Here is an 11,512-nt window from a genome sequence, read left to right on the forward strand (position 1 = left end):
TATGAAAGAAATACTCAACGAGACTCTGACGGGGGAAAGAGCTCTGTTTCAGGACAATGAACTCAGAATAAGCGGAACTGTCTTTGATGACGGCGAAGCTCCACTCAAACACACAAGGTATATTGAACTTTCCGACTGCACATTCAAGTCAAAATATTTTCTCTGGTACAGTAACTTCATAAAGCTGAAGGATTGCAGGATAGACGAAAGCGGCTGTGACGGAATGTGGTATACCTCCGATGTAAACATTTCAGATACAGTGATAGACGCTCCTAAGACTTTCCGCCGTTCAAAGGGTATAAGTCTGCGCAATGTCCAGTTTACCAACAGCAACGAGACATTATGGAAATGCAATAATATCCGTATGTACAATGTCAAGGTAAAGGGCGATTATCTTGGTATGGACTGCGACGGTATGGAGATATCAGGACTTGAGCTTGACGGCGACCATTGCTTTGACGGCGCAAGGAACATAACTGTCCGTAATTCCGTGATCAACTCAAGGGACGCATTCTGGAACACCGAGAATGTTATAATTTATGATTCTACAATAAAAGGTGATTATTTCGGCTGGAATTCGAGGAATATCGTTCTTGTGAACTGTATCGTCGAGAGCCATCAGGGAATGTGCTATATTGAAAATCTCAGTATGAGGAACTGCAAGCTGCCGAATACCGACCTTGCATTTGAGTATTCAACAGTAAATGCAGATATCAGAGGACACATAGACAGTATCAAAAATCCTACCTGCGGCATAATACAGGCATCTTCCGTAGGCGAGATGATACTTGAAAAGGATAAGGTGGACATAACAAGAACAAAGATTATCTGCGCTGAAAAAACTGAATGAAGCATGGGCAGAACCCATTCACGATGAACGAAAAAAGCCTCGGCACAATAAATGCGCCGAGGCTCTGCTATACATTGATTTATTTCTGTATATATGTTAGAATTACTTAGAGATAAGAGCAAGTGTATCTCTTGCGATAAGGAGCTCTTCGTTTGTAGGAACGATCCATACCTCGATCTTTGAATCAGGTGTGGAGATCTTTGTAAGCTTGCCGCGGATAGTGCGGTTGAGAGCTTCGTCGATCTTTATTCCGAAGTAATCCATGTTCTGGCATACAGCTTCTCTTACTTCCCATGAGTTCTCACCGATACCGCCTGTGAAGAGGATAGCGTCAACGCCGTTCATAGCAGCAGCGTAAGCACCGATGTACTTCTGGATCTCATATGTGAGCATATCGGAAACGAGCTGAGCCTTCTGGTTGCCGTTGTTAGCAGCTTCCTGGATATCACGGTTATCAGAGCCAACGCCTGAAACGCCGAGGAATCCTGACTTCTTGTTCATATATTCGCTCATCTGTGAAGGTGTAAAGCCGTGCTTGTCAGCAACGAATGTTACAGCAGAAGGATCAACAGAACCTGTTCTTGTACCCATAACAACACCGTCAAGAGGAGTAAATCCCATAGAAGTATCAACAGACTTGCCTGCGTTTACAGCAGTGATTGAAGAACCGTTGCCCAGGTGGCATGAAACGATCTTGAGATCCTTAACGTCCTTGCCCATAGCGTCAGCAAGAGCCTTTGATACGAAACGGTGTGATGTGCCGTGGAAGCCGTACTTTCTTACGTGGAGCTTCTCATAATCATCATAGGGGAGACCGAACATATAAGCCTTAGGAGGCATTGTCTGGTGGAATGCAGTATCGAATACAACGACCTGAGGAACGTTTGCAGGGATAACGCTCTTGCAGGCTCTGAGAGCGAGTGCGTGTGCATGGTTGTGAACAGGAGCAAGCTCGCGGAGCTCGTCGATCTTGTCGATAACTTCATCTGTAACGAGAACAGACTTGTCGAAAACGTCAGCACCCTGTACTATTCTGTGACCAACAGCAGAGATAGCGTCCATGCTGTCGATAACCTTTGCATCGCCCTTTGTGAGACAGTCAACAAGCTTCATGAAAGCCTCTGTATGTGTAGGGAATGCACAGTCCTCATCAAGAACTCTGCCGTCAGCAGTCTTGTGATTGATATGTCCGTCAATTCCGATACGGTCGCAGTTACCCTTTGCGATAACGCTCTCATCGCTCATGTCGATGAGCTGATACTTCAGGGAAGAGCTTCCTGCATTAACAACTAAGATGATCATATTATGTAAATTCCTTTCAAAATATATTTTGCATATATTATTATATACTATTTTTTGAAAATTGCAAGTCCTTTTTTCAAATTTACCGTTGTAAAAAGGACGAAATGCTTGCAAAAGCGCGTTATTTGGTACTGCAAAATGCCGAAAACCGCACAACATTGAATAAATATTCTGTAAAGTTGATTGAAAATTGATGAAAAACATTGAAATTTATGAAAAGAGGTAGTAAAATGAAAGTCAGCGGTATAATATGCGAGTATAATCCGTTCCATAACGGACATCTTTACCACATACAAAAGACCCGTGATAACGGAGCTACACATATCGTAGCCGTTATGAGCGGAAACTTTGTACAGCGCGGAGATACAGCTGTTATAGACAAGCTTGAAAGGGCACGTCTGGCAGTACGCTGCGGAGCTGACCTTGTGATAGAGCTTCCCGTGCAGTACAGTCTGGCTTCAGCAGAGGGCTTTGCAGCAGGAGCTGTATATCTGCTCGATGCTCTCGGAGCAGTCGACGAATTGTCATTCGGCAGCGAATGTGGCGATGTAGCTAAGCTTCTTGAAGCTATGGACACGGTGAATACCATAGCGGTATCACATTCCGACGAGATCAGGAGCATAATGGAAAAGGGCTATACCTATCCCCGTGCGCTGAGCTCAGTGGTGAACGGCATAGACGGAGAGGCTGCTTCCATAATATCCGAGCCCAACAATCTTCTGGCAATTGAATATCTCAGAGCATTGAAAAAGCTTGACAGCAATATAAAGCCATTTACCGTGAAGCGTGTAAATGCGGTCCATGACGGAAAAACTGCGGAAAACGGCTTTGCAAGTGCTTCTTATCTGAGAGAGCGGATACAGAAGAGGGCGAATATCTCGGAATACACCACTTCCGAGTGGGCAGCTGCCATAACGGCAGCAATGTCAAAGGGCGAGATAGCTTCCATGAGCAGGCTCGAAAGAGTCATATTATACAAGCTGCGGAGCAGTACAACAGATGAAATAGCACACATATACGATGTAGGACAGGGGCTTGAGCATCGTATTTACGGCGCAAGAATGGCAGGCTCGCTTGATGAACTGCTGTTTACTGTAAAGACGAAACGATACACAATGGCAAGGATAAGACGAATAATCCTTGCATTACTTATTGGGATAACCAAAGAGGATATGAGAAGGCTTCCGCCATACGGCAGGATACTTGCTTTCAACGAGCGCGGCAGGGAGATACTTGCCAGTGCAAAGGGTTCGACGAAGATACCTTTTGCCTCGTCGATAGCAAAGTTATCACAGCTTGGGGAAACTGCCGAAAGGTTTGCGGAACTCGAGATCAGGGCATCGGATATATACGGTCTTGCTCTTGAGACTGTAACTTCTGCACAGAAGGACTACAGGGCGAAAATTATGATAGATATGGAGTAAGTGTTATGAATGGTGACTTTCCGGCTTTAGCAGCTGTATTTGCAGCAGCTACGCTTACAATTACTTCGTGCGGCAGTGTTACAGAGTATGCACAGGATAATTCATCAGACTTTTCTAAAAAAGCTGAATTGGTTACTGAGACCGAGGATACTTACAGTTTTAAGAACGAACAGGAATTTGTTCTTGATATAAGCGTAAAGGAAGGCGAGCTGTTCCCGAATAAGTACGAGATCTCCGATTTTAAAGCGCTTTTGCAAAATCCCGAGCTCCCTACAGGCTGTGAAGTGACCTCACTGTGCGGAGTTTTGAATTATCTCGGCTTTGATATAGACAAGGTTACGCTTGCCGATGAATTCATGCCGATGGACAATGTCGGCGTATCTACCATGATGCACGCATATATCGGAGATCCGAAATCTGAAGAGGGCTTTGGCTGCTGTGCACCTGTGATAGTACAGACGGCAGATGATTATTTTGAGTCTATACTTTCTCCCTGCTATGCAGTGAATATAACAGGACGCTCTTTGAAAGAGCTGCTTTATCAGGTGGCACAGGGCAGACCTGTTATAGTCTGGAGTACTATCGACCTTATGGTAATGCCGACGGAGTATTACTGGGACACGATCGACGGTGAGAAAATGTGGTTCAATGGCTTGCAGCACTGTATGGTGATCTACGGATACGATCTTGATGAAAGGACTTTATCAGTAGCCGATCCGCTTAAAGGCAATGTGAAATATGAAATGGCTCCTTTCAACGATGCATATCAGTTTATGGGAGATCAGGCTGTGATCATATGCGGAAACTCATAGACAAATGGCAAATTCGTTGTGCGTGAAAGAGAAAAGTCGTCGATTCTCAGCCGTAACGCTGCACAGCGAAAAGCTGAGGAGGAAGAGGCTGAAAGAATAATGGCGGAAGAGGAAGCGATGCGTATCGCCGATGCTGAACCTGCAACAGAACCTGCACCTGATATGGTTCTTATTGAGTTTGAAGAAGCTGAACAGCCGCCCGAGCCTGCTGAAGAAGAAATACCTGCCGAGGAGGAACAGGAGTAATTTGATAAAAGGCGTTATTTTTGATCTTGACGGAACACTGCTTGATTCAATGACGGTATGGAGCAGTATCGACAGGGAATTCCTTGACGAGAACGGCGTGAAAGACATTCCGCCCGATATATCGGATATAGTCAAGAAGATGACAGTTGACGAGTCATCTCAATATTTCATAGACCGCTTCGGACTGAGCTGTACAAAGGAATATGTCATACACCGTATTGAAGAAATGGTGCGTGACAGGTATGAGAACAAGATACCTTTGAAACCTCATGCAGCTGAGGTCATGGACTTTTTTGACAGCCGCGGCATACCCTACGGCGTAGCAACAGCTACTTACAAAGGACTTGCCGAAGCCGCACTCAGACGCTGCGGAGTATACGAAAGGATAGGTTTTCTGCTTACAGACAGGGAATATCCGCAGGGAAAGAACTTCCCCGACATTTTCCTCGGAGGAGCGGAAATTCTGGGAACACAGCCCTGTGATACACTTGTTATCGAGGACTCTCTCCACTGCATAGAGACTGCCAGAGCCGCAGGCTTTGTAACGGTAGGAGTATACGATCCTGTTTCCGAAGCTGACAGTAAAGATATAATGAAAATATGCGATCACTACGTAAGATCGCTTGATGAGATAATAAATATAATTTAGGGGCGGACTTGGTTCGTCCCATGCTGTTTTAAAAGGAGCATACAGATGAAAAAAGTAATGGTTGGCATGAGCGGCGGAGTTGACAGCTCCGTAGCCGCAATGCTGCTCAGAGATAAAGGTTATGAGGTAATGGGTGTCACCCTGAAACTATTCTCTGACGAGGACATCTCCGAGGCGAAAAAAGAGGGCAAGACCTGCTGCGCATTATCTGACGTGGAGGACGCAAGAAGTGTAGCCATAAGGCTTGGTTTTGAGCATCTTGTGTTCAATTTCAGAGAGGTTTTCCGCGAGCACGTTATGCAGCAGTTTGCTGACAGCTACCTCAGCGGACGCACACCTAATCCATGTATAGAGTGCAATCGTCATGTAAAGTTCGACAAGATGCTTCGCAGAGCTCTGGAACTGGATTACGGCTACATAGCTACAGGACATTATGCAGTCAATGAATATGACGAGAGCCGCGGACGCTGGCTGCTGAAACGTCCTAAAGACAGAAGCAAGGATCAGACATATGTCCTTTATGCACTTACTCAGGAGCAGCTCTCGCATACTCTTTTTCCGCTGGGGGAGCTTGAAAAAACACAGGTGAGGGAGCTTGCAGAGTCCGCAGGACTGGTAAACTCCAACAAGCCCGACAGTCAGGATATATGCTTTGTACCCGACGGTGACTACGCTTCGTTCATAAAGCGTTTTACAGGCTGTGAAACGCCATGCGGCAGCTTTGTTGATATGGACGGCAAGGTCCTCGGCGAGCACAAGGGCATCATAAACTATACTATCGGGCAGCGCAAGGGACTTGGTATCGCTCTCGGACATCCTGCCTACGTGGTCCGCAAGGATTTGGACGCAAACACAGTAACGCTCGGACTTGAAAGCGACCTTTATACAAAGAGCCTTATTGCCGACGATTTCAATCTGATCGCTGTAGAAAAGCTTGAAGCTCCCATGCGTGTAACAGCAAAAACACGCTACAGCCAGAAGGAACAGCCTGCTGTAGTTACATATCTCGGCAATGGTGAATACATGGTAGAATTTGACAAACCGCAAAGAGCTGTAACGAGTGGTCAGGCTGTGGTACTGTATGACGGAGATATAGTTGTAGGCGGAGGTACAATAAAATGAGTGACACAGCACTTCTTGTTGTTGATGTACAGGAACTCATAACAGTTGATACGCTGTATAACTTCGCAGTTTTCAGAGACAACCTCATCAATCTCATATCCGAGTCAAGGAAAAACAACGTCGAAGTCATATATGTCCGCCACGATGACGGAGCAGGCGAGCCGCTTTCAATGGGAAAAGACGGCTTTGATGTAGCCGATGATTTTGCACCGAAAGCAGGCGAAAAAGTATTCGACAAGAATGTAAACAGTCCTTTCCGTGACAGCGGACTTCTTGAGTATCTTCGTTCAAAGGGCGTAAAGAAGCTCATAGTAACAGGCTTGCAGACTGATTACTGCATAGATGCTACAGTGAAGTGCGGATTTGAACACGGCTTTGAGATGATAGTTCCCGAAAACTGCAACACCACATTCAGCAACGATCATATGACAGGGGAGCAGACCTACCGCTACTACAATGACTTTATGTGGAAGAACAGGTATGCAAAGTGCGTAAAAATGGCGGAAGTCCTTGAACTGATACGCAATAGCGATGATATGCCTAAATTCAGCAATGGGAATGAGACACATATCAGAAGGGCTACAGAACAAGACGCTTCGAGAATTGCAGAGATACTTGTGTTTGCAAAACGAATGAAGTATCGCTCGATATTTAATGACGACGCATATTCATTTGGAGAATTACAGGTACTACCTGTTGCAAAGAACTACATTGAAAACGGCTTCCTTGACAATATGTTCCTGCATGATGACGGGATCGTAAAAGGGCTTATCCGCATAGAGAAAGAAGAGATAGTCGAATTATATGTTGATCATTTCTTTCAAGGTCAGGGAGTCGGCTCAGAATTGATCGAATATGCCAAAGAAAACTATTCAGTCAATTACCTTTGGACAATAGAAAAGAACACTGATGCTATCCGCTTCTATGAAGCACATGGTTTTCAACTTACAGACACAAGGAAATATGAAGATGGAACTACTGAATACCTTGTGATGATGAAAAGATAAAAAGGAAAAATATGGAATACAAATACGAAAAACTCACCGATAAAATTTACGTCTGCGCCAGCAGCGATCACCGCTTCGGTACGGACGCATTTTTGCTGGCTGACTTCTCTCAGTACCGCGCAAAGGACAAAGCCTGCGATCTCGGTACAGGCTGCGGGATCATACCGCTTATCATGCAGAAGAAAATGCCGCCGCAGATAACATATGCAGTTGATATACAGGATGGAGCTATCGAACAGCTTCGCCTGGGACTCGAAAAAAGCGAGACTAAGGGCATAGTGCCCATATGTGCAGACTTAAAGGAGCTATGGGAGGGCGCACCTCTCGGACAGCTTGATCTCGTTACCTGCAATCCGCCATATAAGGTGAACAACGCAGGCTTTCAGAGCGTTATAACTGCTCAGAAAATAGCTCGTCACGAGATACTATGTACAATTGATGACGTATGTGCAGCAGCACAGAAGCTTCTGAAATTCGGAGGCAGATTATGTGTCTGCAATCGTCCCGAGCGGCTCAGCGATGTTATATACGCCATGAAATGCCATGACATAGAGCCCAAAAGGCTTCGTTTTGTTTCAAAGAACGCAGAGGAAGCACCGTGGCTTTTTCTCATAGAGGGCAAGAAAGGCTCGAAGCCGTTTATGAAGGTCGAGCCTCAGCTCTACATACGAAGCGAAAACGGCTTTACGGAAGAGCTGCAAAAAATATACGACACAGGAAAGGAGCAGGCATGAGCGGAACATTTTACGTAATAGGCACACCCATAGGCAACCTTGAAGACATTACTCTCAGGCAGCTTGATACACTTGAAAAAGTGGATTTTTTATGTGCAGAGGATACAAGAGTAACACTAAAGCTCCTGAACCGTTTTGAAATAAAGAAGCAGCTCGTAAGCTTCCATGAGCACAGCTCCAAAGCCGATGCACAGCATATTATCGACAGACTGCTTGCTGGGGAGAGCTGCGGTATAGTTACAGACGCAGGAATGCCTTGTATCTCCGATCCGGGAGAGGTGCTTGTGAAGATGTGTGCGGAGAGCGGCATAGACATAAAGGTAGTACCGGGACCAAGTGCTGTAGTATCAGCAGTCGCAGTATCGGGACTGAGCACAAGAAGATTTACCTTTGAGGGATTTCTGCCTGTTCCGAAAAAGGAGAGAGCAGAGCGGCTTGAAAAGCTTCGCGGCGAGACTGCGGTAATGGTATTTTACGAAGCTCCGCACAAGCTGAAAACTACGCTTTCCGACCTTGCTGATTTTTTCGGCGGTGAACGCAGGATATCGCTTTGCAGGGAGCTTACGAAGATACACGAAGAAGTTCTCAGGCTGACGCTCGCCGAGGCTGTAAGCTATTATAATGAGAACGAGCCACGCGGCGAATATGTTCTTGTGCTTGAAGGAGCGCAGGGGAACAGCGGCGGTGAGCTTACAATAGAAGAAGCTATGAAGCAGGTGAAAAAGCTCATAGATATGGGAGAAAAGCCCACTGATGCCTGCAAGGCAGTGGCAAAGGAAACAGGCTTCCGAAAGAGTGAACTTTACGCATTGCTTTAGTTAGAATACTTTATTGCGATAGTGCAGAAAAGTGATAAAAATGTGAAAATTAGGCTAAAATACTTGAAATGTGCATAGTATTGTGATATAATTATTAGCGTTATTATTACTGTTAGAGTTTTTTGTAACCATGTTATAAAAAAAGCGCCTTATCAATACTAAATATAAAAAAATATTCTGCCGCAGAAATACGGCGAAAGAAGGTTATGTATGATTTGCGATCTGCACTGTCACACGACTCTTTCCGACGGTTCGCTTGGCATAGAAGATGTAATTGCGCAGGCGAAACGCATGAATATCGATTGGCTTTCGATAACCGACCACGATACTATGGCTTCCTTTTCAAGAGCCGATGTATTGGGCGAACGTGCCGGGATAAAGATACTCCACGGCGTTGAGCTATCGGCATGGGATAAGGAAAGAAACAGCAAGGTACACATTTTGTGCTATGCACCCTCAAAGCCAAACAGACTTGAAGGACTTTGCATGAAATCCTGTGAGATCAGAAAGGAATGTTCAAGAGAAATGATCGAAAAGGTCATGGAGAAATTCCCCATAACACAGGAGAGCATACTAAAGCGTACAACTGCTTCCAAAAGCATATTCAAACAGCATATAATGCGTGCCCTTATTGATTACGGCTACGCACTGGAATTCTACGGCGATCTTGACAGAGAGCTGTTCAATCCCGAGGTGGGCTCATGCTACGTTGAGCGTGAGTACCCTGACGTGAATTTTGTAATAGACCTGATACATACAGCAAAGGGCGTTGCAGTAATGGCTCACCCTGCGCAGTACAACAATATCGAGCTTCTTGAAGAGCTTGCCAAGAAGGGCAAGATAGACGGCGTAGAGGTCGGACATTTCTCTGCTGACAAGAAGACTCGCAAGACACTTTCAGCTATTGCTAAAAAGTACGATCTTATCGAAACAGGCGGTTCTGACTTCCACGGACTATATAATAAAGTACCGACACATCTTGGAAGTGAGACTACTACAAAGGAAAATCTTGACAGGATCCTGAAACTTGCCGCAAGCATGAAGTAAGCGGCAGTTCAAAAGAGGTGATCCTATGGAAATAAAAGTGATACCTGCACTTCTGTGCCTGGCACTATTTCTGATATTTGCAATGCCTCTGGGCGTTGGTATAATCAATCTCGGAAACTGTGCGGGCATGGGTATCTGTGGGATGCTGACGCTGATATTTATATTCTGGGGCAGGTTCAGCTCGTTCGCTGGACGGTGCTGGGAAAAGCCTTTAGGAAAAGTTATTCTTTCTTTAATAAGTGCTTTTGCGGTCATAGGTGTTATTATTGCCGTTGTCATAAGCATATTTATGATAAGAGCTTCCGACAATCCGCCAAAGGACGAGAATACGACAGTAGTCGTTCTCGGCTGTAAGGTAAAGGACGGCGCACCAAGCCTGATGCTCAGGCGCAGGCTTGATGCTGCATATGAGTATCTTTCACAGCACGAAGGTGTATTTGCTGTAGTTTCGGGCGGCAAAGGCGATGACGAAGTTATCAGCGAAGCTCAGTGCATGAAGGCATGGCTTGTAGAAAAGGGCATTGCTCCCGAAAGGATATATATGGAAGACAGATCTGTGAATACAGAGGAAAATCTTCGCTTTTCCAAAGAGATAATATCCGCAGAGGGGCTTCCTGACAAGATCACACTTATAACAGACAGCTACCACCAGCTTCGTGCTGAGATGATAGCTGAAAAGCAGGACATCAAAGCGTATAACATCTCAGGTTATACATCATGGTATCTTGTGCCCACATACTGGGTGCGTGAATGGTTTGGCGTTGTTTATTATAAAATATTCGGATAGGGGACAATAGCGTGTGAAATGGGTAATAAAGCATATTTCTGACGGAATGTATGCAGTATCTCCGAGATTTTTCGTATATCGTGCGGAGTATGCACGACGTTTCACCACGCGAAAGGTCGCTGAGGCATATATGGTGTCCTCGGGTTTCGATAAAAAGAAATTCAAAGCTGAATTATTGGAAATAAACGATGCCTTAACATATAAGGCAAAAATCAATTTATAATGTAAAGGAATGGTTATTTTGAAGATCGGATTTTCAACTCTGGCTTGTCCTGAATGGTCGTGGACAGATATCTACTCAATGGCAAAGGATTTTAAATTTGACGGAATTGAGATCAGAGGACTCGGCAACGAGATCTTTTCTGTTAAGGCCCAGCCTTTTACAGAAGCACAGCTGCCAAATACCATTTCTAAGTTAAAATCACTGGGACTTGAGATACCATGTCTTTCATCAGGTGCCTGCCTTAAATTCAAGGATAAGTATCAGGCAGCTGAGGACGAGATAAAGGCATATGCACAGCTTGCACAGAAACTCAATGCATCTTATATAAGAATACTGGCTGATCTTGATCCGGCTCCTGTTGATGAGATAGATGATGATTATATCGTTGAGGCACTCCGGAAGCTGGTACCTATCGCAGAGGAGTACAATGTAACACTTCTCGTAGAGACAAACGGCGTATATTCAGACACAGCACGTCTTGCAGCAGTACT

General features: G+C 45.1%; 14 protein-coding genes and 1 pseudogene. 14 read left to right on the plus strand and 1 reads right to left on the minus strand.

Features of this window, described 5'->3' with window-relative positions:
- The first annotated feature begins 1 nt into the window (after position 1).
- Entirely contained in the window at positions 2 to 850 is an 849-nt protein-coding gene (locus BLW60_RS14440; RefSeq protein WP_074718610.1) for a DUF3737 family protein, read from the plus strand.
- A 102-nt stretch (positions 851 to 952) separates the two neighbouring features.
- Here BLW60_RS14440 and BLW60_RS14445 read toward each other — a convergent pair whose 3' ends face one another.
- Positions 953 to 2,152, minus strand: coding sequence for an acetate/propionate family kinase (locus BLW60_RS14445; RefSeq protein WP_028517380.1), 1,200 nt, complete (start codon positions 2,150 to 2,152; stop codon positions 953 to 955).
- A gap of 230 nt (positions 2,153 to 2,382) precedes the next feature.
- On the opposite strand from BLW60_RS14445, the gene BLW60_RS14450 reads away from it, so the two are divergent.
- The 13 genes and pseudogenes from BLW60_RS14450 to BLW60_RS14505 all read left to right on the plus strand — a co-directional run.
- The gene (locus BLW60_RS14450) at positions 2,383 to 3,576 is read left to right on the plus strand and encodes a nucleotidyltransferase (RefSeq protein WP_074718612.1); all 1,194 of its coding nucleotides are present in this window, start codon (positions 2,383 to 2,385) and stop codon (positions 3,574 to 3,576) included.
- A 5-nt stretch (positions 3,577 to 3,581) separates the two neighbouring features.
- A complete protein-coding gene (locus BLW60_RS14455; protein ID WP_074718614.1) occupies positions 3,582 to 4,388 on the plus strand; it encodes a C39 family peptidase in 807 nt (268 codons plus the stop codon).
- Between the two features lie 18 nt (positions 4,389 to 4,406).
- The gene (locus tag BLW60_RS17225; RefSeq protein ID WP_074718616.1) at positions 4,407 to 4,634 is read left to right on the plus strand and encodes a hypothetical protein; all 228 of its coding nucleotides are present in this window, start codon (positions 4,407 to 4,409) and stop codon (positions 4,632 to 4,634) included.
- 1 nt (position 4,635) lies between these two features.
- Complete coding sequence (locus BLW60_RS14465) at positions 4,636 to 5,283, plus strand: HAD family hydrolase (RefSeq protein ID WP_242872891.1); 648 nt, start codon at positions 4,636 to 4,638, stop codon at positions 5,281 to 5,283.
- 39 nt (positions 5,284 to 5,322) lie between these two features.
- The gene (gene mnmA / locus BLW60_RS14470) at positions 5,323 to 6,405 is read left to right on the plus strand and encodes a tRNA 2-thiouridine(34) synthase MnmA (protein ID WP_207645947.1); all 1,083 of its coding nucleotides are present in this window, start codon (positions 5,323 to 5,325) and stop codon (positions 6,403 to 6,405) included.
- A pseudogene (locus tag BLW60_RS16555) lies at positions 6,402 to 6,929 on the plus strand (cysteine hydrolase family protein); the annotation flags it as partial. The gene mnmA and the pseudogene BLW60_RS16555, both read left to right, overlap by 4 nt.
- Before the next feature lie 108 nt (positions 6,930 to 7,037).
- Entirely contained in the window at positions 7,038 to 7,412 is a 375-nt protein-coding gene (locus BLW60_RS17230; RefSeq protein ID WP_278289926.1) for a GNAT family N-acetyltransferase, read from the plus strand.
- Positions 7,413 to 7,423: 11 nt separating this feature from the next.
- A complete protein-coding gene (locus BLW60_RS14480; RefSeq protein WP_074718622.1) occupies positions 7,424 to 8,146 on the plus strand; it encodes a tRNA1(Val) (adenine(37)-N6)-methyltransferase in 723 nt (240 codons plus the stop codon).
- Positions 8,143 to 8,964: a 16S rRNA (cytidine(1402)-2'-O)-methyltransferase gene (rsmI, locus tag BLW60_RS14485; RefSeq protein ID WP_074718624.1), complete on the plus strand. Its 822-nt coding sequence runs from the start codon at positions 8,143 to 8,145 to the stop codon at positions 8,962 to 8,964. Before BLW60_RS14480 ends, rsmI begins: the two co-directional genes overlap by 4 nt.
- Positions 8,965 to 9,174: 210 nt before the next feature.
- Positions 9,175 to 10,011: a PHP domain-containing protein gene (locus BLW60_RS14490; RefSeq protein WP_074718626.1), complete on the plus strand. Its 837-nt coding sequence runs from the start codon at positions 9,175 to 9,177 to the stop codon at positions 10,009 to 10,011.
- Positions 10,012 to 10,036: 25 nt separating this feature from the next.
- Positions 10,037 to 10,798, plus strand: coding sequence for a YdcF family protein (locus tag BLW60_RS14495; protein WP_074718628.1), 762 nt, complete (start codon positions 10,037 to 10,039; stop codon positions 10,796 to 10,798).
- 13 nt (positions 10,799 to 10,811) lie between these two features.
- On the plus strand, positions 10,812 to 11,021 hold the full coding sequence (locus BLW60_RS14500) for a hypothetical protein (RefSeq protein ID WP_074718630.1): 210 nt from the start codon (positions 10,812 to 10,814) through the stop codon (positions 11,019 to 11,021).
- 18 nt (positions 11,022 to 11,039) lie between these two features.
- The coding region (locus tag BLW60_RS14505) for a sugar phosphate isomerase/epimerase family protein (protein ID WP_139283433.1) at positions 11,040 to 11,512 on the plus strand (473 nt) is incomplete at its 3' end.

Source organism: Ruminococcus flavefaciens (genome assembly GCF_900108555.1).
GTDB lineage: Bacteria > Bacillota > Clostridia > Oscillospirales > Ruminococcaceae > Ruminococcus > Ruminococcus flavefaciens_P.

Bases quoted from the DNA above. Each gene is read 5' to 3' on its own strand.
- BLW60_RS14440 (WP_074718610.1), top strand. From the start codon at position 2: ATGAAAGAAATACTCAACGAGACTCTGACGGGGGAAAGAGCTCTGTTT.
- BLW60_RS14445 (WP_028517380.1), bottom strand. From the start codon at position 2,152: ATGATCATCTTAGTTGTTAATGCAGGAAGCTCTTCCCTGAAGTATCAG.
- BLW60_RS14450 (WP_074718612.1), top strand. From the start codon at position 2,383: ATGAAAGTCAGCGGTATAATATGCGAGTATAATCCGTTCCATAACGGA.
- BLW60_RS14455 (WP_074718614.1), top strand. From the start codon at position 3,582: ATGAATGGTGACTTTCCGGCTTTAGCAGCTGTATTTGCAGCAGCTACG.
- BLW60_RS17230 (WP_278289926.1), top strand. From the start codon at position 7,038: ATGAAGTATCGCTCGATATTTAATGACGACGCATATTCATTTGGAGAA.
- BLW60_RS14480 (WP_074718622.1), top strand. From the start codon at position 7,424: ATGGAATACAAATACGAAAAACTCACCGATAAAATTTACGTCTGCGCC.
- rsmI (WP_074718624.1), top strand. From the start codon at position 8,143: ATGAGCGGAACATTTTACGTAATAGGCACACCCATAGGCAACCTTGAA.
- BLW60_RS14490 (WP_074718626.1), top strand. From the start codon at position 9,175: ATGATTTGCGATCTGCACTGTCACACGACTCTTTCCGACGGTTCGCTT.
- BLW60_RS14495 (WP_074718628.1), top strand. From the start codon at position 10,037: ATGGAAATAAAAGTGATACCTGCACTTCTGTGCCTGGCACTATTTCTG.